This is a genomic window from Mycobacterium branderi (genome assembly GCF_010728725.1).
In the GTDB taxonomy this organism is placed as follows: Bacteria; Actinomycetota; Actinomycetes; order Mycobacteriales; family Mycobacteriaceae; genus Mycobacterium; species Mycobacterium branderi.
Map to the genome: position 1 here is coordinate 3,367,124 of NZ_AP022606.1, position 23,775 is coordinate 3,390,898.

A 23,775-nucleotide genomic window follows, 5' to 3' on the forward strand; every position below is an offset into this window, starting at 1 on the left:
CGTCGGCCTCGGTGCGCCGTCAGGGTTTCGAACCCCGGACCCGCTGATTAAGAGTCAGCTGCTCTACCAACTGAGCTAACGGCGCCTGGATTTTCTAGCCACGCAACCATAACAAGCCCGCCGCCGCGGGGTGAAATCCCCGACGGGGAGAACGGTGGTTGCTCGTGCAGCCACTAGAATACTCGCCAGTAGTGCCGGGTCGGTGGGTCACAAGGGGGACAAAGCTAGATGGCAGGTCATCGCGGCTGGTTGGCCGCGCTGATGGTCTCTTTTGTCGTATTGGGCCTCGGCGCGTGCAGCAGCGGCGGCAACAAGCCCCCGGAAAACGCCATCTTCGACAAGGGCACCCCTTTCGCCGACCTGCTGGTCCCCAAGCTGACCGCCTCGGTGACCGACGGCGCCGTCGGGGTGGGCGTCGACGCGCCGGTGACGGTCAGCGCCGACAACGGTGTGCTGGCCTCGGTCACGATGGTCAACGAGAACGGCCGATCGATCGACGGTCAACTCAGCCCCGACGGTGTGCACTGGAAGACCACCGAACCCCTCGGCTACAACCGCCGCTACACCCTGACCGCCAAGGCACGCGGTCTCGGCGGTGTGGCCACCCGCCAGATGACCTTCGAAACCCAGTCGCCGGATTACCTCACAATGCCGTACGTCGTGCCCCGCGACGGCGAGGTCGTCGGCGTCGGCCAGCCGGTGGCGATCCGGTTCGACGAGAACATCGGCAACCGCGAGGCGGCCGAAAAGGCCATCACGGTCACTACCGATCCGCCCGTCGAGGGCGCGTTCTACTGGCTGAACAACCGCGAAGTGCGTTGGCGGCCAAAGGATTTCTGGAAGCCCGGCACGTCGGTCAACGTGGCGGTCAACACCTACGGCGTCGACCTGGGCGACGGGTTGTTCGGCGAAGACAACATGAGCACCCACTTCACCATCGGTGATCAGGTCATCGCGACCGCCGACGACACCACCAAGACGCTGACGGTGCGGGTCAACGGCGAAGTGGTCAAGACGATGCCGATCTCAATGGGCAAGGACAGCACCCCCACCGCCAACGGGATCTACATCATCGGCGAGCGGTTCGCCCACATGATCATGGACTCGTCGACCTACGGGGTTCCGGTCAACTCGCCCAACGGGTATCGCACCGAAGTGGATTACGCGACGCAGATGTCCTACAGCGGCGTGTTCGTGCACTCGGCGCCGTGGTCGGTGGGCGCCCAGGGCCACACCAACACCAGCCACGGCTGCCTCAACGTCAGCCCCAGCAACGCGCGATGGTTCTACGACCACACCAAGCGCGGCGACATCGTCGAGGTGCTGCACACAGTGGGCCCGACGCTGCCCGGCACCGAAGGGCTCGGCGACTGGAACATCCCGTGGGACCAGTGGCACGCCGGCAACGCCAAGACATGACCGTCATCGCTTGAACCGTCCGGCGAAGCCGCGCAGCGGAAGGTCTGCGCTGGTGAGCAGTCCGGGCGGTGCCGCGACGACGGACGCGATCGCGTTGAGCGCCGGCAGCCCGGTGACCGTCATCCCGATCGAGGCGAACGACGCCGGATCAGACAGGTCCACACCGGGTTTGGGAAAGATCATGTGCTTGTTGTAGATGCACGGATCGCCGTTGATCTGGGTGATGTAGCAGCCCTTGATATCCCAACTCGGGTCGGTGTGCGGGGTCATCTGCCACTCCAGATGCGTTTCGATGCGCGGAATCCCGTCCACCATGCCCTGGTACTTGATGTAGTTCGCGCCAAGCGACCCCTTCGGCAGCCGATACCAGCCCAGATCAACGTCTTTGGTGCACGCGCCCAGTTCGTAGTTGAACGTGACCTCGTCGAGGTGTAGGTCGAAGCAGTCGGCCATCATCAGCACGCTGTCGGCGAAGACGCGGGTGTACTTCTCCAGCATCCCCGGGACTTCCGGGTCGTCGACCGGCCGACCGTATCCGACTTCTTTCCACGTGTCGGCCGAATGGTGACAGGACACGTCGACCGATTCGATCGTGATGATGTTCTCGATCTCTGCGACGTCGGCCGAGCACACGATCCCGAGGATCTGGTTGAGGCCAGGGTTCATGCCCGTGCCATAGAAGGTCGCGCCGCCCTTCTCGCACGCCTCCTGCAAAAGCTGCGTCACGGGTTTGCCGGACGGATGGGGATGATTGGTGTCGCGGTGCCAGCCGGTGATCCAGTCGGCGGTTGTCACAACGTTGATGCCCGCTTCGAGTACGCGGACGTAGAGATCTTCGTCGGGGAAGACCCCGTGAAAAGTCAGCACGTCGGGTTTGGCGGCGATGATGTCGTCGACCGATCCGGTCGCGATGACGCCGATGGGCGCGAGGCCGGCGATCTCCCCCGCATCGCGACCGACCTTTTCCGGTGTGTAGCAGTGCAATCCGACCAACGCGAGATCCGGATGGTTGCCGATGCGCTTGATCATTTCGGTGCCGACATTGCCGGTGGCGACCTGGAAGACACGGATCGGTTTCTGCACTGCCGTAGGCCTTTCTAAACGGAGCTTGTGGTGGCTGGGGGATAGAACTGGGTGGCCCACTTGCGGATTGCGGTGAAGCCCTCGTTTTCGGCGGCGGCCAGCGCGGGGCGGTCGGAGTACCGCTGGTGCTGCCAGATGTTGACGTCGGCAAGGAACTGGTCGATGACGTCTTGAGCGAATTGTTGTGCTCTGGCTTCGGCTTTGGGGGAATCGTTGCCGGGAGTGCGGCCGATGTAGACCATGAACCGCACATCGGAGGTGTGCTCGTCGACCGGGGTGATCGCCGAGATCGTGCGGTTGTCGACCATGCCCCAGCTTTTCGTCACCGCCACGCCCAATCCGCCATTGATCGCCTCGACACCGCTTGTGACGTCGTCGATCGACTGGCCATCGTCACCTTCGAAGGTGATTGTGAAGTCGACGTAGGACACCGGCTCGTCGAAGTCGTGGCGGGTGAACACCGGGACGATCGGCGTCTGGTGGACGAACTTGAAATGCGCGAAATCCACGCCGTTTTCAAGCACATATTGCGGATGCAGTTCCAGCTGTGGGCGGTACAGCCGGGCTTGCGGGTAGTAGTCAGCGGCGCTGGTGTCGTCGTCAAAGCTGGCGAACACGTCGGGAACGTCGAAGTACGGCTGGCGTCCCTCGATGTCATGCCAGATAAAGACGGATTCGTTGCGCTCCACCACGGGATACGTGCGGATGCGACGCCCGCGGTTGGGGCGGTCCTGATACGGGATGCAGACATTGCGACCCTCGTGGTTCCACTGCCAACCATGAAACGGGCATTGGATGACCTCGCCGTCGACCCGCCCGCCGTATCCGAGGTGCGCACCCAGGTGCTCGCAGTAGGCGTCCATGACCGTCAGCAGGCCCGATTGGGCGCGCCAGGCGACCATTTCGCGCCCGAAATACGTCATCCGGTGGACGTCGCCGATGCCGATCTCGTCAGACCAGGCGACCTGAAACCACCCGCTGGGCGTCATCGACAGAGGCGGTTTGGCCATGGTCTAGCGGAGTCCCTTCCCATCGACACCAGAATCATAGGGGACTCTATGATAATTTCATGGTTCGTTCAACGAAAGCCGACAGCGCTCGCCGGCGGCCCAACCGTCGAGGAACGGCGACCCGTGAGAACCTGCTCGAAGCTGCGCTAAGGGCGTTGGCCTCGGGAGATCCTGGCACGATCTCCGCCAACTACATTGCGCGAGAGATCGGCGCGACGTGGGGCACCGTGCAGTACCAGTTCGGCGACACCGACGGATTCTGGGCAGCGGTGCTGCGTTACACGGCCGAGCGACGAGCCGATCTCTTCGCCGATCCGGACACTTCGCGCAGCCTGCGTGGGCGCGTAGCCGACATCATCGACACGCTTTATGACGGCCTGACCAACCGCGATTCACGAGCAATTGAGCATCTTCGGGCCGCGCTGCCGCGCGATCCTGCCGAGCTTGAGCGGCTCTATCCGCAGACGGCATCCGAACTGTATTCGTGGGGGCAAGGGTGGTTGGAAACGTGTCAGAAGGCATTCGCCGACCTGCACATCGATCCTCGTCGCGTTCGCGAAGTGGCGTTTCTGATTCCCGGCGCGATGCGGGGCATTGCCTCCGAAAGGCAACTTGGCACCTACTTCGACCTTGACGAAGCTCGCCGCGGCCTGACCAACGCGATTGTGGCCTACCTCGATGACCGCGATCGATGAAGTGCCGTCCGGCTCTTGGGGTGGCTGACGGGACTCGAACCCGCGACACCCAGGATCACAACCTGGTGCTCTACCAGCTGAACTACAGCCACCATTGCCGCCAGCCCAGCCGGCGGCGACGTCGATACTAGCCGCTCGGGTGCTCGGCAGCCGAATCGATTCCCTCCGCCGAGTTCACCGGCGCCCCCAGCTCGGCGGCTACCGCCGCGATCTCGCTGGTAGCCGGTCCCGGCGGCGGCACGAACGCGGTCCGTCGGTAGTACTGCAGTTCGCGGATCGACTCGTGAATGTCGGCCAGCGCGCGGTGCGCCAGACCCTTGGCCGGCTGCCCGTAGTAGATGCGCGGGTACCAGCGCCGGCACAACTCCTTGATCGAGCTGACGTCGATCATCCGGTAGTGCAGGTAGGAATCCAGAGCCGGCATGTCGCGGGCGATGAAGCCGCGATCGGTCGCGATCGAATTGCCCGCCAACGGCGCTGTCTTGGGTTGTTTAACGTGCTCCCGGATGTAGTCGAGCACCATCGTTTCCGCGGTCGCCAGGTCGACGGTGGAGGCGCGCACCTCGTCGATCAGCCCCGAACGGGCGTGCATGTCCCTGACCACGTCGATCATCGACGACAAGGCCGCATCGTCGGCGTGGATCACCACATCGATACCGTCGCCGAGGATGTTCAACTCGCCATCGGTAACCAGGACGGCGATCTCGATCAGCTTGTCCGTGCGCAGGTTAAGCCCGGTCATCTCGCAGTCGATCCACACCAGGTGGTCACGCACAGCGTTCACAACCAACACACGTTAGCCGCAGCACCTGCCGACACGCGCAGCTGGCAGTAATGTCGACCAGTGCTGGCATGAATCAGGGGAGAGGACACGCGCGTTATGAGCAGCGAATCGACAGCAACCCCCGCAAAGCAGATCGCGGCCGGCTACGCCGTCGACGGCCAGGCGCTGGAGCTGGGCACCGTCGTCGTCGACGGCACCGCCGATCCCGCCGCCCAAGTCCGCATCCCGCTCGCCACCGTCAACCGGCACGGTTTGGTGGCCGGGGCCACCGGTACCGGCAAGACCAAAACGCTGCAGCTGCTCGCCGAGCAGCTCTCGGCTGCGGGCGTGCCGGTGCTGATGGCCGACGTCAAGGGCGACCTGTCCGGCCTGTCCAAGCCGGGAGAGAGCAGCGACAAAATCACCGCGCGCGCCAAGGAAACCGGCGACACGTGGGAGGCGAGCGCCTTTCCCGTGGACTTCTTGTCGTTGGGCACCAAGGGAATCGGTGTTCCGGTGCGGGCCACCATCGAGAGCTTCGGCCCCATCCTGCTGGCGAAAGTCTTGGGGCTCAACGCAACTCAAGAATCGACACTGGGCCTCATTTTCCGCTATGCCAAAGATAAGAACTACGAGCTGCTGGACCTGAAAGACCTGCGCGCGGTGATCAGCAAGCTCACCAGCGACGAGGGCAAGCCCGATCTGAAAGAACTCGGTGGCGTCTCCGCGCAAACGGCTGGCGTCATCCTGCGTGCCCTGGTCAATTTGGAAGGCGAAGGTGCCGACACCTTCTTCGGTGAGCCGGAACTAAAACCCAAGGACCTCTTGCGTTTTGACGACAAAGGCCATGGGGTCATCTCCCTGCTGGAGCTGGGCGACCAGGCAGCACGCCCGGTGCTGTTCTCCACCTTCCTGATGTGGGTTCTGTCCGATCTATTCAAGTCCCTGCCCGAGATCGGCGACGTCGACAAACCCAAGCTGGTGTTCTTCTTCGACGAGGCCCACCTGTTGTTCAGCGAAGCGTCAAAGGCGTTTCTGGAGCAGGTCGAGCAGACCGTCAAGCTGATCCGCTCTCGCGGTGTCGGCGTGTTCTTCTGCACCCAGCTGCCCACCGATATCCCCAACAGCGTGCTGTCGCAGCTGGGCGCGCGCATCCAGCATGCGCTGCGCGCGTTCACGCCCGACGACCAGAAGGCGTTGACGAAAACGGTTCGTACGTATCCGAAAACTGATGTCTACGACCTCGCTTCGGCGTTGACTTCGCTCGGCATCGGCGAAGCGGTGGTCACGGTGTTGTCGGAGCGCGGCGCCCCGACCCCGGTGGCGTGGACCAGGCTGCGCTCACCCCGTTCGCTGATGGCCGCGATAGGCGACGAGGCGATCGGCAAGGCGGCGCAGGTCAGTCCGCTGTGGACGACGTACCATGACACCGTCGATCGCGAATCCGCCTACGAGAAAATCGAAGCCGAAAAGAAGCAAGCCGCCGAGGCGGGCCCGCCCGCGGAGGCGCCATCGAAGCCCGCGGCGGTCGAGAAGAAGCCCGGCTGGTTCAGGCGGTTCATCAATAGCAAGGGCTTCCAGACTTTCCTCAACGCGCTTGGCCGGGAACTCGTGCGCAGCATGATGGGCACCAGCCGACGGCGCCGCTGACTTAGGCTCCGCGAAAGTGCAACTAGCGACGCGTTGTTCGAGAGCGAGCGTCGGCAGTTGCACTTTCGCGACGAAACAAACCTATCCGCCGCCCAGCTTCTTGTAGAAGCTGCCGACGATCGGCGCGACGATCGCGCGCGGCGCGTACCCACTGGCCACCGACATCGCCTTGGATGTCAGGCCTGGAACGACGCGCATCTTGTTGCGCTCCAACGCATCCAGCGACACCTTGGCTGTGTGCTCGGTCGAAATCCACAGGAAGTCGGGCACCAACCTCTCCACCAGCGAGGCCTCGGACTCATCGGGTAGCTCGGTGCGCACCGGCCCGGGCGCCAGCAGGGTCACATGCACACCGGAGCCGCGCAGTTCGCCGCGCAGCGATTCGCTGAAAGTGTTCGCGAACGCCTTGGTGGCCGCGTACGTCGCGTTATAAGGAATCGGCGAATTGCCCGCCGCCGAACCGGAAATCAAGATACCGCCCGCCCGGCGCTCGACCATGCCCGGCAGCACAGCCAGCGTAAGATCATGCACCCCAAGGACATTCAGCTGCACCTGAGCCTTCTCACCTTCAGGGTCAAGGCCGGCCACTGGGCCGAACGTCGCAGTGCCCGCGTTGGCGCACAGAACCGAGACGGGACGGGCGGCCAGCTCGTCGCACAGTTTCGCCCGGTCTGCCGGGTCGGCCAGGTCGGCCGGCCGCACATCCACGGCGACTCCGTACTGGGAGACCAGGCGCGCGGCAAGCTCGTTGAGCAGGTCCTCGCGTCGCGCCGTGACGATCAGGCTGTGGCCGCGCGCGGCCAATTCGGTGGCCAGCGCTTCGCCGATGTTCTGCGATGCGCCGGTGACAACAGCCCGCGCATCGGGGCTGGGAGCGGGTACAGGCATGCGGCCCATCGTAAGCATGCGGGTCGCTACCAGCGGTTACCCTCCCAGCATGGGCAACCCGGAGCCGGGCGGGCGCGCACCCGGGCGATCCGGGGTGCTGGCGTGGGCGCTGTGGGACTGCGGCGCCACCGGCGTGAGCGCGATCGTGGTGACCTTCGTGTTCTCGGTGTATCTGACCAGCACCGTCGGCGAGGGCATGCCCGGCGGCAGCTCACCGGCCAGCTGGCTGGGACGCGCCTTGGCCGTCGCCGGGTTGACGATCGCGCTGCTGGCGCCCGTCATCGGCGTGTGGGTGGAATCCCCTCGCCGCCGGCGCACCGCGCTGATGCTGCTGACCGTCCTCGCCGTCGTCCTGACCAGCGCAATGAGCCTCATCCGCGACCAACCCGCCTACCTGTGGCCCGGCCTGGCGCTGCTGGCCGGCACCGCCGCCTGCGGCGATCTCGCCAGCGTCCCGTACAACGCGATGCTGCGTCAGCTGTCCACCCCGCAGACCTCCGGACGGATCTCCGGGTTCGGCTGGGCCGCCGGCTATGTCGGCAGCGTCGTGCTGCTGCTGATCGTCTACCTGGGCTTCATCTCCGGCACAGGCGACACCCGCGGGCTCCTCCACCTGCCCAGCGGCGACGGCATGAACGTGCGCGCCGCGATGCTGCTGGCCGCCGCCTGGCTGGCACTGCTGGCCCTGCCGCTACTGCTGACCGCCCACCGGCTGCCCGCATCGACTGAGACGGCGCCAGCCGCTAAGGGCGTACTGGGCGGCTACCGCAGACTGTGGGCCGACCTGACCGCCGAATGGCGGCGCGACCATAACCTGGTGTACTTCCTGCTGGCCAGCGCCGTCTTTCGGGACGGCCTGGCCGGGGTGTTCACCTTCGGTGCGGTCCTCGGCGTCAATGTGTACGGCATCTCGCAGGCCAACGTGCTGATCTTCGGAGTGGCCGCCAGCGTGGTCGCCGCATTCGGCGCGGTGCTGGGCGGGCTGGTCGACGACCGGCTCGGATCCAAGACCGTCATCGTGGGGTCACTGGCCGCGATCATCACGATGGGGCTCACCTTGATGACGCTGTCGGGTCCACGCGCGTTCTGGGCGTGCGGGCTTCTGCTGTGCCTGTTCATCGGCCCGGCGCAGGCTTCGGCGCGCACGCTACTGCTGCGAATGTCCAAACACGGCAAGGAAGGTGTTGCCTTCGGGCTCTACACGATGACCGGGCGGGCGGTGTCTTTCCTTGCACCGTGGCTGTTTTCGGTCTTCGTCGACGTGTTCGGCGCGGTCCGCGCCGGGATGGGCGGGCTGTGCCTGGTCCTCGGCATCGGGCTGGCGGCCATGGTGATGGTGCGCGCACCGCGCCGCGCCGCCGTCGTGCCGCAAAGCGCCGGTTAAGAGGGCGCGTCGCAGACGGTCAAACCCGAGCCGGTGTGCTCGCGCACCTGGACACCGGCCACCGTGACCGTGCACGTGACCTTGTTGCCGATGTTGATGATCGTGACGTTGGCCTTGCGATCGCCGGACTTGGGCAGGCTGACTTGTTTGCTCCACGGCAGCGCCACGTTGAACTCGGTCTGCATCACGCCGCCGGTATCGACGTAGGTGATGCTGATTGCCCGGCCCTCCCCGCTGACGTTGTAGACGACTGCCTCTTCGCCGGCGGCACTGGTGGTCTCGCTCGATTCCGACGGCTCCGACGTCGACGTAGTGGCGCTGGGCGCCGATGTAGTTGTCGACGGCGACGCCGCCGACCCGGACGTCGTGGAACCCGGCATTGCGGGCAACGGCTCGACCGCGGTCTGTTTTCTGGCCGCGCCGTTGGCGATCACCAGCGCGATGACGAGCGCCGCCACCAGCAACGCCGCGGCCGCCACGGCGACCCACAACCAGCGCGGCGGCTTCGGCCGCCCGGGCGGAGGCGTGGTCGGCTGATCCGGCAGCCAGTACTGCGGCAACTTCTCGGTCGGGTTGGTTTCGGTCGGTCCCGGGCGCGGCGGAGAACCCTGGTAGTACGGCGTTTGACCGGCGTAGGCGGGGTCGTTGTACGGCGAATAGGGCTGGCGGAGCCGCTCGGTCGGTTCGCCGCCGGGCCGAGCCGGACGGGTGTAGTCGGGTCGACGCGGATCGTTCATGCCCACCTCACCCTGGCAGGGTACCTGCCCTGGCGGTCAACGCGGCGACGGTCATCGCCCGCATCACCGCCCGCGACCGCGCGGCCCTGCTCTCGGCGCGCTTCATGCTGTGCGGGGTCGAGTTCAGCAGCCCGAACACGGCATGCGCCATCAGCCGCGCGTCGGCTTCGGCAAGGCCGGGTTCCAGCTCGCGCAGCACACCGACCCACACCTCGACATACTGCCGCTGTGCCCGTCGCACCTGACGCTCGGCGGTCGCGGGCAGATGCGCGAGATCGCGGTCCTGGATGCGGATCAAATCCGGTTCACCCAAGGCGAATTCGAGGTGGAAGTCGATCAGGCCGTCGAGAGCCTCGGCCGGGTCAGCACTGCGGGACTTCACGTCTCGGGCGCCTGCGAGTAGCCGGGTGCTGATGCCGACGAGCAACTCGACCAGCAGCGACTCTTTGTTGGGGAAGTGCCGATAGATAGCCGGACCGCTGACGCCGGCCGCCGCGCCGATGTCCTCCAGCCGCACCGCCAGGAACCCGCGCTCGGCGAACAGTCGCTCCGCTGCCGCCAGCAGTTGCGCCCGCCGGTCGGACTTGAGCTGGCTACGGCGGTTGACTGCCTGGCCGGCTGGGGCAGACGGTGCCATGAACGGCCTCCTAGACAGTTCGGTTAATCTCCACTAACATAGCACGAGTTAGTCATCATTAACCGAAATCGGCGGGTAGCGGATGACCACTGCAGTCGTGAATCGCGAGGCGCACCAGGCGCTGGTGGCCCAGCTGCGCGAGAAGCTGGCCGTGGCCGCGCTCGGTGGACCGGAAAGCGCGCGCGAGCGACACGTGGGCCGCGGCAAGCTGCTGCCGCGCGACCGGGTCGACGGTCTACTCGATCCCGGCAGCCCACTGCTGGAAGTAGCGCCTCTAGCCGCCAACGGCATGTACGACGACGAGTGTCCCGGCGCGGGCATCATCACGGGGATCGGCAGGGTCTCGGGCCGCGAGTGCATGATCGTCGCCAACGACGCGACGGTCAAAGGCGGGACCTACTATCCGATCACCGTCAAAAAGCACCTGCGGGCCCAGGAGATCGCCGGGCAGAACCGGCTGCCCTGCATCTATTTGGTCGACTCCGGCGGCGCGTTCCTGCCGCGACAGGACGAGGTGTTTCCCGACCGCGAACATTTCGGCCGAATCTTCTACAACCAGGCCAACCTGTCCGCCGAAGGCATCCCTCAGATCGCCGCAGTGCTCGGATCCTGCACGGCCGGTGGGGCTTACGTTCCCGCGATGAGCGACGAGGCCGTGATCGTGCGAAACCAGGGCACGATCTTCCTCGGCGGACCGCCGCTGGTGAAGGCCGCCACCGGAGAAGTCGTCACCGCCGAAGAGCTCGGCGGCGGCGACCTGCATTCCAAGACCTCTGGCGTCACAGACCATCTCGCGCACGACGACCGCGACGCACTCAACATCATTCGGCGCATCGTTGCCACCTTGGGACCGCGGGGGCCGCGCGCCTGGGACGTGCTGCCGACCGTCGACCCGATCGCCGAGCAGACCGAGCTCTATGACGTAGTGCCCGTCGACCCCCGGATTCCCTACGACGTACACCAGGTGATCACCCGCATCGTCGACGGCGGCGAATTCGGTGAGTTCAAAGCGGAATACGGCACCACGTTGGTCACCGGATTCGCCCGCATCCACGGCCATCCCGTCGGGATCGTCGCCAACAACGGCGTCTTGTTCGGTGAATCTGCTTTGAAGGGCGCTCATTTCATCGAACTCTGCGATAAGCGCATGGTGCCGCTGCTGTTCTTGCAGAACATCTCCGGGTTCATGGTGGGCCGCGACTACGAGGCCGGCGGCATCGCCAAACACGGCGCCAAGATGGTCACCGCGGTGGCCTGCGCGCGGGTGCCCAAGCTGACAGTGGTGATCGGCGGCTCCTACGGGGCGGGTAACTATTCCATGTGCGGGCGGGCGTATTCGCCGCGGTTCCTGTGGATGTGGCCGAACGCGCGAATCTCGGTGATGGGCGGCGAGCAGGCCGCATCGGTGCTGGCAACAGTCCGTGGCGAGATGACGGCCGAGGAGGAAGAGGCATTCAAGGCGCCCATCCGCGCGCAGTACGAACACCAGGGCAACCCGTACTACTCGACGGCGCGGCTGTGGGACGACGGGGTGATCGACCCTGCTGACACCAGAACAGTTGTGGGGCTTGCACTTTCAGTAGTCGCCAATGCGCCAGTCGAGCCGGTCTCCTACGGCGTGTTCCGGATGTGAGTGTGATGGGTTTCGATACAGTTCTGGTCGCCAACCGCGGAGAGATCGCCGTCCGGGTGATCCGCACGTTGAAGGCGATGGGCATCCGGTCGGTGGCCGTCTACAGCGACGCCGACGTCAACGCGCGTCACGTCGCGGAGGCGGACGTCGCCGCGCGCCTCGGTCCCGCACCGGCTCGCGACAGCTACCTCAACATCGCCGCGGTCCTCGACGCCGCCGTGCGCACCGGCGCGCAGGCGGTGCACCCGGGATACGGCTTCCTCTCGGAGAACGCGGATTTCGCGGCGGCGCTGAGTGCGGCCGGGTTGACCTTCATCGGCCCGCCCACCAATGCCATCCAGACGATGGGCGACAAGATCGCCGCCAAGGCCACGGTGTCGGAGTTCGGCGTGCCGGTGGTGCCCGGCATCGCCCGGCCGGGCCTGACCGACGCCGAACTGATCGCCGCCGCCGAGGAGATCGGCTACCCGGTGCTCGTCAAGCCGTCGGCCGGTGGCGGCGGCAAGGGCATGCGGCTGGTGGAACGGGCCGCGGACCTGCCCGCCGCACTGAGCGGCGCTCGCCGCGAATCAGCCGCCGCCTTCGGTGACGACACGTTGTTCCTGGAGCGATTTGTGCTGCGGCCCAGGCACATCGAGGTCCAAGTACTGGCCGATACCTACGGCAACGTGGTGCATCTCGGCGAACGGGAGTGCAGCCTGCAACGGCGGCACCAGAAGGTCATCGAGGAGGCGCCGTCGCCGCTGCTGGACGCGGCGACACGGGCCCGGATCGGCGCCGCCGCCTGTGACACCGCGCGCAGTGTGGACTACACCGGAGCCGGCACGGTCGAATTCATCGTCTCCGCCGACAAGCCGGAGGAGTTCTTCTTCATGGAGATGAACACCCGGCTGCAGGTCGAGCACCCGGTCACCGAGATGGTCACCGGCTGGGACCTGGTCGAGTGGCAGGTGCGCATCGCCGCGGGGGAGAAGCTCACCGCGACCCAATCCGACATCACCCTGCACGGTCACGCGATCGAAGCCCGGATCTACGCCGAGGACCCGGCCCGCGGATTCCTGCCGACCGGTGGCGACGTGCTGACGCTGGTGGAGCCGAAAGACCCTGGGGTGCGGGTTGATTCCGGCCTGTCGGCCGGGATGGTGGTCGGCAGCCAGTACGATCCGATGCTGGCCAAGGTGATCGCCCACGCCGCCGACCGGCCCGCCGCGCTGAGAGCGCTGGACCGAGCGCTGGCCGACACCGCGGTGCTCGGGGTGGTCACCAATGTGGAGTTCGCCCGGTTCCTGCTCGCCGACCCCGACGTCGTCGCGGGGCGGCTGGACACCGGACTGCTGGACCGGCGAGCCGGCGATTTCGTCGCGGCGCCGGCGTCGGACCAACACTTCATCGCCGCGGCGGCCTACCGCTGGCTGGGGCTGTGGCCGGTGCCCGGCGCCGACCTGTGGCAGGTGCCCTCCGGCTGGCGCGTCGGCGCCGCCGCGCCCGTCAGTGTGCGGCTGCGGGCCGGCGAGCGCACCGACCACGTGCACATCACCGGCACCCCCGCCGACGCGACGGGCCGCATCGAAGACGGCGAAAACCATTCGCTGCAAGCATATCTGGCGGACGGGCGGCTGGTGCTGACACTCGACGGCGTGCGAACGGAGTACGCCGTCGCGGCGGCGGAGCACCAGATCTGGCTGCACGGTGCCGGGACCACCGCCGTGCTCGAGGAGGTGCGGGAAGCGCCGGTGCGCCCCGACGACGCGCACAGCGGCGACGCCGAATTGACCAGCCCGATGCCGGGATCGGTCGTCGCAGTAGGGGTCGACGACGGCGTCGACGTGCAGACCGGGGCGATGGTGGTCACCGTCGAGGCGATGAAGATGGAGCACGCGCTGGCGGCGCCTGTCGACGGTGTGGTGGAGCTTCTCGTCGCGGTCGGCGATCAGGTCAAGGTGGGCCAGCCGCTGGCCCGGATCAAGGCGAACACGAAAGGCTGAGCATGCCACACGCTGGCGACGATGCAGAGCGAAGCGATGAGGAGGAGCGGCGTCAATGACACAGTTCATTGCGACCGGGATGCTTCCCGACGAGTATCAGCAGTTGGCCAAGACGGTCCGCGACTTCGCGCAGAGCGTCGTCGCGCCGGTCGCGGCGCGCCACGACGCCGAGCATTCCTTCCCCTACGAAGTGGTGGCCGGGATGGCCGAGATGGGGTTGTTCGGGCTGCCGTTCCCGGAGGAGTGGGGCGGCATGGGCGGTGACTACTTCGCGCTGTGCCTGGCGCTCGAGGAACTGGGCAAGGTGGACCAAAGTGTGGCCATCACTTTGGAGGCCGGGGTGTCGCTGGGCGCCATGCCGGTGTACCGCTTCGGCACCGAGGCGCAGAAGCGAGAGTGGTTGCCGCAGTTGGCCAGTGGCCGCGCGCTCGGCGCGTTCGGGCTGACCGAGCCCGGCGGCGGTAGCGACGCCGGCGCCACCAAGACCACCGCACGCCTCGACAACGGCGAGTGGGTGATCAACGGATCCAAACAGTTCATCACCAACTCCGGCACCGACATCACCAAGCTGGTCACCGTCACCGCCGTCACCGGCGAACAGGGCGGCCGCAAGGAGATCTCGTCGATCCTGATACCGGTGCCCACACCGGGTTTCACCGTCGAACCGGCCTACGACAAAGTGGGCTGGAAGGCGTCCGACACCCATCCGCTGACGTTTCAAGACGTGCGGGTGCCGCAGGAGAACCTGCTCGGCGAACGCGGCCGCGGCTACGCCAACTTCCTTCGCATTCTCGACGAGGGCCGGATCGCGATCGCCGCGCTGTCCACCGGCGCCGCACAGGGCTGCGTCGACGAGAGCGTCAAGTACGCCCGTGAGCGTGAGGCTTTCGGTCGGCCGATCGGCCGGTATCAGGCCATCGAGTTCACCATTGCCCGGATGGAGGCCCGCGCGCACACCGCTCGCACCGCCTACTACGACGCCGCGGCACTGATGCTGGCCGGTAAGCCGTTCAAAAAGCAGGCGGCGATCGCCAAGCTGGTCGCCAGCGAGGCGGCGATGGACAACGCCCGCGACGCCACCCAGATCCACGGCGGCTACGGGTTTATCAACGAGTTCCCGGTCGCCCGGCACTACCGCGACAGCAAGATCCTGGAAATCGGTGAAGGGACCAGCGAAGTGCAGTTGATGTTGATCGCCAGGGAGGTGGGGCTGTGACGAGTCCCGAGCAGCGCGCCGTCGTCCAGCGCGGGCTGTGGTTCGAGGAATTCGAGATCGGGGTGCGCTATCTGCACCGGCCCGGCCGCACGATCACCGAGGCCGACAACGTGTTGTTCACGACGTTGACGATGAACACTCAAGCGCTGCACCTGGATGCCGCGTTCTCCGACGCGCTGCCGCCGTTTCACCAGCGGCTGGTCAACTCGATGTTCACCCTCTCGACATTAGTGGGATTGTCGGTCGCGCAGCTGACCCAGGGCACCATCGTCGCCAACCTCGGATTCTCCGAAATCGCCTTCCCCAAGCCCCTTTTCCACGGCGACACGCTGTACGCCGAAACCGAGATCACCGACAAACGTGAATCCAAGAGCCGCCCCGGGGAGGGCATCCTCACGTTCGCCCACACCGGACGCAACCAGCACGGCGACGTCGTCGCCACCGCGACCCGCAAAACCCTGGTGCGCATGAGGCCGGCCGATGACGCTTGACAATCCGGGCCCGGCGTGGCTGTTCTGCCCGGCGGATCGCCCGGAGCGCTTCGAAAAGGCAGCGGCCGCAGCCGATGTCGTGATCCTCGACCTCGAGGACGGATGCGCTGCCGCGGATCGGCCGGCGGCGCGCAAGGCCCTCGTCGACGTTCCGCTCGACCCGGCCCGTACCGTCGTGCGGGTCAATCCGTCCGGCACCGACGATCAGGCACACGACCTGGAAGCCCTGTCCAACACGCGTTACGACACCGTGATGCTGCCCAAATGCGAAGCGCCCGAACAGGTCACCGCGTTGGCGCCGCGGGACGTCATCGTTCTCGTCGAGTCACCGTTGGGCGCGCTGACCGTCACCGACAACGTCCGCGCCGACAACGCCATCGCGGTGATGTGGGGCGCAGAGGATCTGTTCGCCGTGCTCGGTGGTACGGCCAACCGCTACCCGGACGGCACCTACCGGGAGGTGGCCCGGCATGTGCGCTCGCAGTCGCTGCTGGCGGCCAAAGCCTACGGCCGCCTGGCGCTGGACTCGGTCTACCTCGACATCAAGGATCTCGACGGGCTGCGCGCCGAGGTCGACGACGCGGTCGCGGTCGGCTTCGACGCGAAGGTTGCTATCCATCCCAGCCAGGTGCCGGTGATCCGGGCCGGTTATGCCCCAACACCCGAGCAGGTGCAGTGGGCGCGACACGTGCTCGCCGCGGCCGCCGATGAACGCGGTGTCTTCGCATTTGAAGGCATAATGGTAGATGCGCCAGTGTTGCGGCGAGCCGAGCGAATCGTGCAACTGGCGACTGACTCAGGCTCGTAGCAGTCCCGGTTGTCCGGGTTTGCTCTGGCCCGCCGCGCACCCGCGTGACCGCGGGAAGGAGGCGGTGTGACCGAGCTTGCGCAGACGCCGACGACGGTCGACCTCGAGCCGGTGCAACTGGTCGCACCGGACGGGACGCCGACCGCCGAAGACCGTTACAGCCGGGAGCTTCCGGACGAAGCACTGTGCTGGCTCTACGAGATGATGGTCGTCACCCGCGATGTGGACACCGAACTGGTCAACCTGCAGCGCCAGGGCGAATTGGCGCTGTTCGCGCCGTGCCGCGGCCAGGAGGCGGCGCAGGTCGGCGCGGCGGCCTGTCTGCGCAAGGCCGACTGGCTGTTTCCGCAATATCGCGAATTGGGCGTGTTTTTGGTGCGGGGTATTGCGCCCAGCCACGTCGGCGCCATGTGGCGCGGAACCTGGCACGGCGGCTTGGAATTCACCAAGAAATGTTGCGCTCCGATCTCGATTCCGGTCGGCACGCACGCCTTACACGCCGTCGGGGCGGCGATGGCCGCGCAGCGCCTCGGCGAGGATTCCATAACGGTCGCCTTCCTGGGCGACGGCGCCACCAGCGAAGGCGACGTGCACGAGGCGCTGAACGTGGCGGCCGTTTTCGGAGCACCGTGCGTGTTCTACGTGCAGAACAACCAGTGGGCGATCTCGGTGCCGCTGTGCCGGCAGACCGCAGCGCCGTCGATCGCGCACAAGGCGATCGGCTACGGGATGCCCGGTATCCGGGTGGACGGCAACGACGTGCTCGCCTGCTACGCGGTGATGGCCGAGGCGGCGGCGCGGGCCAGGGCCGGCGGCGGGCCGACGCTGATCGAGGCCGTCACCTACCGACTTGGCCCGCACACCACCTCCGACGACCCGACCCGCTACCGCAGCCGCGACGAACTCGAGCACTGGCTGGCGCTCGACCCGATTCCGCGCTACCGGGCCTATCTTGAGGGCCGGGGGCTGTGGTCGGAGCGGCTGGCGGGCCGTGTTGCCGCCCGGTCCCAGCGGCTGTGTACCGAGTTGCGCGACATGCTGTTCGGTGCGCCTGACGTCGACATCGACGAGGTGTTCACCACTGTCTACGCGGAGATGACGCCCGCATTGGAGGCGCAGCGCCGAGATCTGCGGGTGGAACTGGGGGAGGAGCCGCGATGACGCAGATCGTCGAACCCCCCACTCGCGCCGCGACATTGCCAGGTGCCGAGAAGACGCTGACCATGGTGGCCGCGCTCAACCGCGCGCTGCACGACGCGATGGCCGCCGACGACCGGGTGCTGGTGTTCGGCGAGGACGTCGCCGCCCAGGGCGGGGTGTTCCGGGTCACCGAGGGGTTGGCCGAGACGTTCGGTTCCGATCGCTGCTTTGACACACCGCTGGCGGAGTCCGCGGTGATCGGCATTGCGGTGGGCCTCGCGTTGCGCGGCTTTGTGCCCGTGCCGGAAATCCAGTTCGACGGGTTCGCCTATCCGGCGTTCGACCAAATAGTCAGCCATCTGGCCAAGTACCGTACCCGCACCCGCGGCGAAATCGGCATGCCGGTCACCGTGCGGATCCCGTCCTTCGGCGGTATCGGTGCGGTCGAACACCATTCGGAATCCACCGAGTCGTACTGGGCGCACACCGCCGGTCTGAAGGTCGTGGTCCCATCGTCGCCGTCGGACGCGTATTGGCTTTTGCGCCATGCCATCAACTGCCCGGATCCCGTGATGTTCTTGGAGCCCAAGCGGCGCTACTGGGGCCGCGAAATCGTCGACACCCAGCGGCCCGGGCCACCGATCGGGCAGGCGGTGGTGCGCCGGGACGGCGCCGACGTCACCGTGCTGACCTACGGCGGCCTGGTGACCACCGCGTTGGCTACCGCGGAAACCGCTGCTGCCCAACGGGGTTGGAGTCTGGAAGTGGTCGACCTGCGGTCGCTGGTGCCGCTGGACTTCGACACCGTGGCCGCGTCGATCCGCCGCACCGGACGCTGCGTCGTGCTGCACGAAGGGCCGCGAAGCCTCGGCTACGGCGCCGGGCTGGCCGCCCGCATCCAAGAGGAGATGTTTTACGAATTGGAGGCCCCGGTGTTGCGCGCGTGCGGGTTTGACACCCCCTACCCGCCGGCGCGGCTCGAAAAGCTGTGGCTGCCCGGGCCCGACCGGCTGATGGACTGCGTCGAGCGCGCCCTGGAGCTGCCGTGAGCGTCAAGCCGTTCGTCGTACCCGATCTTGGCGAAGGGCTCGAGGAAGTGACGCTGTCGAACTGGAACGTCGCCGTCGGTGACGACGTCGAAATCAACCAGCCGCTGTGCTCAGTGGAGACTGCCAAGGCAGAAGTCGAAATCCCGAGCCCGTATGCGGGGCGGATCGTCGAAATACATGGCGCCGAAGGCGATGTCCTGCCGGTCGGCGCGCTGCTGGTGCGTATCGACACCGCGTCTGGCGCCCCGTCAAACGGCGAATCGCCCACGCGCACACCGGTCCTCGTGGGATACGGCGCCGACGACACACTCGACGCCAGCCGCCGCCCGAAAGCCAAGCCGTCGGTACGCAAACTGGCCGCCGAATTGGGTGTCGACCTGACCGACGTGCCACCCGGTCCGGACGGCCTGATCAGTCGCGAAGCGGTGCTGGCGGCTGCCGAGCACGCGGACGTCTCCTACGACGTGCTGCCGGTGCGGGGCGTGCAGGCGGAGATGGCTCGACGAATGACGTTGGCCCACAGCCAGATTCCCGACGCCCATGCCAGCGTGCAGGTGGACTGCACCAATCTGTTGCGGCTGCACGATCGGCTGCAGGTGACGCCATTCGCGCTCACCCTGCGGTTCGTGGCCCTCGCGCTTCAACACCACACGATCCTCAACTCCACCTGGGTCGACGGCCCCGACGGGCCGCAGGTGCACACCCACCGTGCCGTGCATCTGGGTTTCGCGGTCGCCGCACCCCGGGGTCTGCTGGTGCCCGTCGTCGCCGACGCGCACCAGATGACCACCAGGCAGCTCGCCGACGCGGTGGCCCGGCTGACCGAACAGGCGCGCGCCGGCACGCTGAAGCCCGCACAGCTGACAGGCTCCACGTTCACCGTCTCTAACTTCGGTGCGCTCGGACTCGACGAGGGCGTGCCGGTGATCAACTATCCGGAGGCGGCCATCCTGGGGATGGGCTCGCTCAAGCCGCGGCCGATGGCCCTCGACGACCAAGTCGTCGTGCGTCCCCAGATGACCTTGACCTGCGCATTCGACCACCGTGTTGCCGACGGCGCGCAGGTCGCCGCGTTCCTGGGCGAGCTGCGGGGCCTCCTCGAGTCACCGGAGACGGCGCTGCTGGACCTCTAAAGCGTGTTGCCCCGGGGCCGCGGCCAACCGGGCCGCGAACTCTGGTGAGCGGATCGACGCGGCCTGCGGGCCCAGCTCGGTGTCCTTGGCCAGCTCGTGCTGCTCGTCGTCGAGCGATCCGGGGCTGGCGGTGGCGCGCATGGTGGCCTTGGTCGCCAGCACAACCTCCCGCGGCGCCGCAGCGGGCCCGGCCGCCAGTTCCAGGGCAGCGGCCACCGGGTCGTCGGCAACGGACAGCGCAAGGCCGTGGCGCACAGCGGATTCCGCGTCGAAGCGCATGCCGAACAGCAAGGCGGCGCGGGCGACTTGCGGACCCACGGCGCGCTGCAGCATCCACGTCGCACCGCCGCCGGGGTGCAGGCCGAGCTTCTGGAAGCGGGCGTCGAACAACGCGGCCGGTCCGGCGATGCGCACATCGGCGGCCAGCGCCAGGTTCAGCCCGGCGCCGACCGCCGCGCCGTTGACCGCCGCGATCGTCGGCAGCGTGCACTTGCCGACGGCCATGAACCCGTCGTAGAGGGCCAGCAGCCCTTCCTCGGTGGCTTCGCCCAGGGCGCTGAGGTCGGCACCCGCGCAGAACGCCTTGCCGGCCCCGGTGACCACGACGGCGTGCACGTCCGAATCTGCCTCGGCCCGCTCGACCGCGGCCCGCAACTGGGCCGACATCGCGGCGGTGACGGCGTTACGCCGTTCCGGATCGTTGACGGTGATCAGCGCGACGCGGTTGTCGACGCGGTAGAGAACCAGATCGGGCTGGGTCATGTGCCACCTCCGCGAGCTCAGAGTAGTGGGACACCCATCGGCGCCCCGCACCCAGCGTGCCGTCGACGAGCATGCTTCGTTGCCATGCAAGCGTCGCCGGTCAACGAAACCGCGGACTGCGGCCTCTATTCGACACATTTCCAATGTAATTCGTGAACTGGTGACGTGCTGTCCGACGATCCAGCGAATCCGCACAATTAGCTCCGCCCACGCTTCGGCCGGTCTAGCTTGAGCTTGGCAGCGGCCTGACGCTGTTGAAAGGCGGAACAGGAGCGATGGTTGACGCCGCCGAAATGCCCAGCGAGCTGGGACCCGCCGACTATTTGATGCATCGGCGCGAAGCCCATAGCCATGCGCGGTTGGGCAGCATGGGAGTCGTTTTCCTCGACGCGGCGCCGGACTGGAACCGGTTTCGCGCCCATTTCGAAGATGCCTCCCGTCGGGTGCCGCGGCTGCGGCAGAAGGTCGTGGTGCCCACCCTCCCGACGACCGCACCGCGCTGGGTGGTGGATCCGGACTTCGACGTGAACTTTCACGTGCGTCGGATGCGTGTGCCCAAGCCTGGCACTCCGCGGGAAGTCTTCGACCTGGCCGACGAGCTGCTGCGGTCACCGATGGACACGTCGCGACCGCTATGGATCGCCACGTTGGTGGAGGGCCTTGCCGACGGTACGTCTGCGCTGCTTTTCCGCATCGGCCATGCGCTCACTGACGGGATCGGCGCCCTCGAGATGTTCGCGCAGATCCCCACTCTGGAGCGCGATCCGCCCGCCGAGCCGCCACCTCCGGTACCGATTCCGCAGAATCTGTCCCCCGACGACCTGATGTGGGAGGGCATCAGACGCCTGCCCCGAGCCCTCGTCGAGGGAGTCCGGCACGCACTGTGGGGCGCATTGCGCGCGGTTGGCCGGTTGATGCGCAATCCGGTGTCGGCGCTGGTGGGCGGCGTGGGCTACGCCCGGTCGGCGGCGCGAGTGATGAGCCGGCCCGTCGAGCCGTCACCGTTGCTGCGCCAGCGCGGCTCGGTACGCCGCAGCGAAGCGCTCGACATCCGTCTCTCCACCCTGCACAGCGCCGCCAAAGCCGGCGGCGGTTCTTTGAACGACGCCTATCTGGCCGCCCTGTGCGGCGCGCTGGGGCGCTACCACCGGGCGCTCGGCGCGCCGATCGACGCGCTGCCGATGGCGGTGCCGGTGAACGTGCGCGGTGAAGCGGACCTCACCGCCGCCAACCAGGTCACCAGCGTCATGCTGGCAGCCCCGGTCGGTGAGGAAGATCCCGTCACTCGCATGGGCAAGATCCGTGTACAGATGACACAGCGCCGAAACGAGCCCGCGCGGGACGTCAGCCACTCGATTGCACGCCTGGTGAGCGTTTTGCCGGCGGCCCTGCTGAGCGCGATGAGCAGCGGGGGATTCGTCGATGTGGTGGCCAGCAATGTGCCGTCGTACCGCGGCGATATCTACCTCGCGGGGGCGAAAGTGCTACGGCAGCATGGTCTCGCGTCGGTGCCCGGCGTCGGAATGGTCGTGGTGCTGTTGTCTGCCGGCGAGTGGTGCACCGTCACGGTCAACTACGACAGAGCCGCCATCCGGGAAGAGGAATTGTTTGCCCGGTGCCTGCGTGAGGGTTTCGACGAGATACTCACGCTGGCGGGTCAACCGGCGCCCCGCCGGGCCGGCAGCGTTCGGCCACCCCTGACGAGGTGCCCCCGGCAGGACTCGAACCTGCGACCACAAGATTAGAAGTCATGCGCTCTGTCCAGCTGAGCTACGGGGGCCGGAAAGACTTACGCGCAGGTCAGTGTATCCAACGCCGCGACACGCCAAGTCCCGACGCGCAACGCCGATCGAAATCCCCTTGGCGGAATTGGTGATTCGCTAACCTGTGACGCGCGACACACGTACGCTGACCGGGCGACGTATGGGCCGACGTCAAGGAGTGGCGTTGCCATGAGCATGGCTATGAACGTGACCACAAGGTGCTCACGGGCTGGCGCCCTGGCACTGCGTCACGGCGCGCAGCTGGCGGCCGAAGCGGTCGACACCTATCGCGCCGCCGCCCTGCTGCTGCAGGGTTCGCCGTTCGCCGTCGCCTGGTTCGCGGGATGGCTGTCCGCCGAGTTCTCGCCGCAGGTACTGACCGGCCACGCCCTGTCAGGGGTGACTCCGCTGTCGGTCGGCCGAGTCGCCACCACGTGGGCGGCGCAACGCGCGGACCGCATCCTGTCCGCGGCGCTCGAGGAATCCTTCGGCCCCCACTACCGCGCCCGGGTGTCGCATCCGGTTACCGATCAGCTCGAGTGTGCGCGCCGCGGAGGACTATTACACGCGGCGGGCCATCGTCGTCGTTACGCATCACAGACCTCGGACATCGCCTACGGGCCGGCGGGGCGGGACAACCTGCTCGACATCTGGCGCCGTCCGGACTTGCCCGACGGCTGCCGGGCGCCGGTGCTGCTGCAAATCCCGGGCGGCGCGTGGACCGTCAACGGCAAACGGGGACAGGCATATCCGCTGATGGGCCGGATGGTCGAGCTCGGCTGGATCTGCGTGTCGATCGACTACAGCAAGAGCCCCGGCAAGGCGTGGCCGGCACACATCGTCGATGTCAAGCGGGCCATCGCGTGGGTGCGCGAGAACATCGCCGACTACGGCGGCGACCCGCATTTCGTCGCGGTCACCGGAGGTTCGGCCGGCGCGCATCTGGCCTCGTTGGCGGCGCTCACCGCCAACGACCCGCGGCTTCAGCCCGGCTTCGAGGACGCCGACACCACGGTCCAGGCGGCCGCGCCCTACTACGGGGTTTACGACTTCACCGATCCCGAGAAAATGCACGAACTGATGCTGCCGTTTTTGGAGCACTTCGTGATGCAAAAGCGCTACACCGACGATCCCGGGTTGTTCGAATTCGCGTCGCCGATATCCCACGCGCACAGCGCCGCCCCGCCATTTTTCGTGCTACACGGCGCCAACGATTCGTTGATTCCCCGGGCGCAGGCGCAAACGTTTTGTTCTGCACTGCGCGAGGCCGGTGCCGCCACCGTGTGCTATGCGGAGCTACCCAACGCCCACCACGCATTCGATATCGTCGGGACCGTCCGCTCACGCCTGACGGCCGACGCCGTCGCCGATTTTCTGGGTGTTGTGCATGGACGTTATCTGCGCTCCCGCAGAAGCGCGGCGCGCAAACACGCCACATCCGCGAGCTGAAATTCCAATTCGCTCCGCGGGCAAAGTATTTCGTACGACTTTTGTTGTCATATTGCGTATCCGCGCAATCGCTACCGTCA

General features: G+C 66.8%; 20 protein-coding genes, 3 tRNA genes and 1 pseudogene. 14 read left to right on the forward strand and 10 right to left on the reverse strand.

Annotated elements, in window-relative coordinates; all coding sequences use genetic code 11:
- Positions 1-12: 12 nt before the first annotated feature.
- Positions 13-85, reverse strand: a tRNA-Lys gene (locus G6N47_RS16500).
- Between the two features lie 143 nt (positions 86-228).
- Between G6N47_RS16500 and G6N47_RS16505 the strand changes: the two genes are divergently transcribed.
- On the forward strand, positions 229-1,419 hold the full coding sequence (locus G6N47_RS16505) for a L,D-transpeptidase (RefSeq protein WP_083131489.1): 1,191 nt from the start codon (positions 229-231) through the stop codon (positions 1,417-1,419).
- A gap of 3 nt (positions 1,420-1,422) precedes the next feature.
- Here the strand turns inward: G6N47_RS16505 and G6N47_RS16510 are convergent, their stop codons facing one another.
- Entirely contained in the window at positions 1,423-2,502 is a 1,080-nt protein-coding gene (locus tag G6N47_RS16510) for an NAD(P)H-dependent amine dehydrogenase family protein (protein ID WP_139799460.1), read from the reverse strand.
- Between the two features lie 14 nt (positions 2,503-2,516).
- Positions 2,517-3,512, reverse strand: a complete 996-nt coding sequence (locus G6N47_RS16515; protein ID WP_083131490.1) for a Rieske 2Fe-2S domain-containing protein — start codon at positions 3,510-3,512, stop codon at positions 2,517-2,519.
- A gap of 59 nt (positions 3,513-3,571) precedes the next feature.
- Between G6N47_RS16515 and G6N47_RS16520 the strand changes: the two genes are divergently transcribed.
- Positions 3,572-4,207 carry a TetR family transcriptional regulator gene (locus G6N47_RS16520; protein ID WP_083131491.1) on the forward strand — a complete coding sequence of 212 codons (636 nt, stop codon included), beginning with the start codon at positions 3,572-3,574 and terminating at the stop codon, positions 4,205-4,207.
- 16 nt (positions 4,208-4,223) lie between these two features.
- Here G6N47_RS16520 and G6N47_RS16525 read toward each other — a convergent pair.
- Both G6N47_RS16525 and orn read right to left on the reverse strand, forming a co-directional pair.
- Positions 4,224-4,299: transfer RNA gene (locus G6N47_RS16525), tRNA-His, on the reverse strand.
- A gap of 35 nt (positions 4,300-4,334) precedes the next feature.
- Complete coding sequence (gene orn, locus G6N47_RS16530; RefSeq protein ID WP_083131640.1) at positions 4,335-4,982, reverse strand: oligoribonuclease; 648 nt, start codon at positions 4,980-4,982, stop codon at positions 4,335-4,337.
- A gap of 105 nt (positions 4,983-5,087) precedes the next feature.
- Here orn and G6N47_RS16535 point away from each other — a divergent pair.
- Positions 5,088-6,492 (forward strand): annotated as a pseudogene (locus G6N47_RS16535) (helicase HerA-like domain-containing protein); the annotation flags it as partial.
- A 209-nt stretch (positions 6,493-6,701) separates the two neighbouring features.
- Here G6N47_RS16535 and cmrA read toward each other — a convergent pair.
- Positions 6,702-7,508, reverse strand: coding sequence for a mycolate reductase (gene cmrA / locus G6N47_RS16540; RefSeq protein WP_083131641.1), 807 nt, complete (start codon positions 7,506-7,508; stop codon positions 6,702-6,704).
- A gap of 49 nt (positions 7,509-7,557) precedes the next feature.
- Here cmrA and G6N47_RS16545 point away from each other — a divergent pair, with 49 nt between their 5' ends.
- Positions 7,558-8,892, forward strand: coding sequence for an MFS transporter (locus G6N47_RS16545; protein WP_083131493.1), 1,335 nt, complete (start codon positions 7,558-7,560; stop codon positions 8,890-8,892).
- Here G6N47_RS16545 and G6N47_RS16550 read toward each other — a convergent pair.
- Both G6N47_RS16550 and G6N47_RS16555 read right to left on the reverse strand, forming a co-directional pair.
- The gene (locus G6N47_RS16550; protein ID WP_083131642.1) at positions 8,889-9,629 is read right to left on the reverse strand and encodes an MmpS family transport accessory protein; all 741 of its coding nucleotides are present in this window, start codon (positions 9,627-9,629) and stop codon (positions 8,889-8,891) included. The two genes, G6N47_RS16545 and G6N47_RS16550, sit on opposite strands and share 4 nt — an antisense overlap.
- 7 nt (positions 9,630-9,636) lie before the next feature.
- Positions 9,637-10,266 carry an SACE_7040 family transcriptional regulator gene (locus G6N47_RS16555; protein WP_083131494.1) on the reverse strand — a complete coding sequence of 210 codons (630 nt, stop codon included), beginning with the start codon at positions 10,264-10,266 and terminating at the stop codon, positions 9,637-9,639.
- Positions 10,267-10,348: 82 nt separating this feature from the next.
- Here G6N47_RS16555 and G6N47_RS16560 point away from each other — a divergent pair, with 82 nt between their 5' ends.
- From G6N47_RS16560 to G6N47_RS16595, 8 genes are all read left to right on the forward strand, one after another.
- Positions 10,349-11,899: a carboxyl transferase domain-containing protein gene (locus G6N47_RS16560; protein ID WP_083131495.1), complete on the forward strand. Its 1,551-nt coding sequence runs from the start codon at positions 10,349-10,351 to the stop codon at positions 11,897-11,899.
- Positions 11,900-11,904: 5 nt separating this feature from the next.
- Positions 11,905-13,884: an acetyl/propionyl/methylcrotonyl-CoA carboxylase subunit alpha gene (locus G6N47_RS16565; RefSeq protein WP_083131496.1), complete on the forward strand. Its 1,980-nt coding sequence runs from the start codon at positions 11,905-11,907 to the stop codon at positions 13,882-13,884.
- 55 nt (positions 13,885-13,939) lie between these two features.
- Positions 13,940-15,100, forward strand: coding sequence for an acyl-CoA dehydrogenase family protein (locus G6N47_RS16570; RefSeq protein WP_083131497.1), 1,161 nt, complete (start codon positions 13,940-13,942; stop codon positions 15,098-15,100).
- On the forward strand, positions 15,097-15,591 hold the full coding sequence (locus G6N47_RS16575) for a MaoC family dehydratase (protein ID WP_083131498.1): 495 nt from the start codon (positions 15,097-15,099) through the stop codon (positions 15,589-15,591). Before G6N47_RS16570 ends, G6N47_RS16575 begins: the two co-directional genes overlap by 4 nt.
- Positions 15,581-16,399: an HpcH/HpaI aldolase/citrate lyase family protein gene (locus tag G6N47_RS16580; protein WP_083131499.1), complete on the forward strand. Its 819-nt coding sequence runs from the start codon at positions 15,581-15,583 to the stop codon at positions 16,397-16,399. Before G6N47_RS16575 ends, G6N47_RS16580 begins: the two co-directional genes overlap by 11 nt.
- Before the next feature lie 66 nt (positions 16,400-16,465).
- Positions 16,466-17,560 carry a pyruvate dehydrogenase (acetyl-transferring) E1 component subunit alpha gene (gene pdhA / locus G6N47_RS16585; protein ID WP_083131500.1) on the forward strand — a complete coding sequence of 365 codons (1,095 nt, stop codon included), beginning with the start codon at positions 16,466-16,468 and terminating at the stop codon, positions 17,558-17,560.
- Positions 17,557-18,588: a 3-methyl-2-oxobutanoate dehydrogenase subunit beta gene (gene bkdB / locus G6N47_RS16590; protein ID WP_083131501.1), complete on the forward strand. Its 1,032-nt coding sequence runs from the start codon at positions 17,557-17,559 to the stop codon at positions 18,586-18,588. The genes pdhA and bkdB overlap by 4 nt, the downstream gene beginning before the upstream one ends.
- A complete protein-coding gene (locus G6N47_RS16595) occupies positions 18,585-19,721 on the forward strand; it encodes a dihydrolipoamide acetyltransferase family protein (protein ID WP_083131502.1) in 1,137 nt (378 codons plus the stop codon). The genes bkdB and G6N47_RS16595 overlap by 4 nt, the downstream gene beginning before the upstream one ends.
- On the opposite strand, the gene G6N47_RS16600 is transcribed toward G6N47_RS16595, so the two are convergent.
- On the reverse strand, positions 19,692-20,483 hold the full coding sequence (locus G6N47_RS16600; protein ID WP_083131503.1) for an enoyl-CoA hydratase: 792 nt from the start codon (positions 20,481-20,483) through the stop codon (positions 19,692-19,694). The two genes, G6N47_RS16595 and G6N47_RS16600, sit on opposite strands and share 30 nt — an antisense overlap.
- Before the next feature lie 275 nt (positions 20,484-20,758).
- On the opposite strand from G6N47_RS16600, the gene G6N47_RS16605 reads away from it, so the two are divergent.
- Positions 20,759-22,228, forward strand: a complete 1,470-nt coding sequence (locus G6N47_RS16605) for a wax ester/triacylglycerol synthase family O-acyltransferase (protein ID WP_083131643.1) — start codon at positions 20,759-20,761, stop codon at positions 22,226-22,228.
- Here the strand turns inward: G6N47_RS16605 and G6N47_RS16610 are convergent.
- Positions 22,190-22,263: transfer RNA gene (locus tag G6N47_RS16610), tRNA-Arg, on the reverse strand. The two genes, G6N47_RS16605 and G6N47_RS16610, sit on opposite strands and share 39 nt — an antisense overlap.
- A gap of 172 nt (positions 22,264-22,435) precedes the next feature.
- On the opposite strand from G6N47_RS16610, the gene lipQ reads away from it, so the two are divergent.
- Complete coding sequence (gene lipQ / locus G6N47_RS16615; protein WP_083131504.1) at positions 22,436-23,695, forward strand: esterase LipQ; 1,260 nt, start codon at positions 22,436-22,438, stop codon at positions 23,693-23,695.
- Positions 23,696-23,775: the final 80 nt, after the last annotated feature.

What these genes read in the sequence shown, in the direction of transcription:
- G6N47_RS16505 (WP_083131489.1), top strand. Translation starts at nt 229, where the DNA reads ATGGCAGGTCATCGCGGCTGGTTGGCCGCGCTGATGGTCTCTTTTGTC.
- G6N47_RS16515 (WP_083131490.1), bottom strand. Translation starts at nt 3,512, where the DNA reads ATGGCCAAACCGCCTCTGTCGATGACGCCCAGCGGGTGGTTTCAGGTC.
- G6N47_RS16520 (WP_083131491.1), top strand. Translation starts at nt 3,572, where the DNA reads ATGGTTCGTTCAACGAAAGCCGACAGCGCTCGCCGGCGGCCCAACCGT.
- cmrA (WP_083131641.1), bottom strand. Translation starts at nt 7,508, where the DNA reads ATGCCTGTACCCGCTCCCAGCCCCGATGCGCGGGCTGTTGTCACCGGC.
- G6N47_RS16545 (WP_083131493.1), top strand. Translation starts at nt 7,558, where the DNA reads ATGGGCAACCCGGAGCCGGGCGGGCGCGCACCCGGGCGATCCGGGGTG.
- G6N47_RS16550 (WP_083131642.1), bottom strand. Translation starts at nt 9,629, where the DNA reads ATGAACGATCCGCGTCGACCCGACTACACCCGTCCGGCTCGGCCCGGC.
- G6N47_RS16555 (WP_083131494.1), bottom strand. Translation starts at nt 10,266, where the DNA reads ATGGCACCGTCTGCCCCAGCCGGCCAGGCAGTCAACCGCCGTAGCCAG.
- G6N47_RS16560 (WP_083131495.1), top strand. Translation starts at nt 10,349, where the DNA reads ATGACCACTGCAGTCGTGAATCGCGAGGCGCACCAGGCGCTGGTGGCC.
- G6N47_RS16565 (WP_083131496.1), top strand. Translation starts at nt 11,905, where the DNA reads ATGGGTTTCGATACAGTTCTGGTCGCCAACCGCGGAGAGATCGCCGTC.
- G6N47_RS16570 (WP_083131497.1), top strand. Translation starts at nt 13,940, where the DNA reads ATGACACAGTTCATTGCGACCGGGATGCTTCCCGACGAGTATCAGCAG.
- G6N47_RS16580 (WP_083131499.1), top strand. Translation starts at nt 15,581, where the DNA reads ATGACGCTTGACAATCCGGGCCCGGCGTGGCTGTTCTGCCCGGCGGAT.
- bkdB (WP_083131501.1), top strand. Translation starts at nt 17,557, where the DNA reads ATGACGCAGATCGTCGAACCCCCCACTCGCGCCGCGACATTGCCAGGT.
- G6N47_RS16600 (WP_083131503.1), bottom strand. Translation starts at nt 20,483, where the DNA reads ATGACCCAGCCCGATCTGGTTCTCTACCGCGTCGACAACCGCGTCGCG.
- G6N47_RS16605 (WP_083131643.1), top strand. Translation starts at nt 20,759, where the DNA reads ATGGTTGACGCCGCCGAAATGCCCAGCGAGCTGGGACCCGCCGACTAT.
- lipQ (WP_083131504.1), top strand. Translation starts at nt 22,436, where the DNA reads ATGAGCATGGCTATGAACGTGACCACAAGGTGCTCACGGGCTGGCGCC.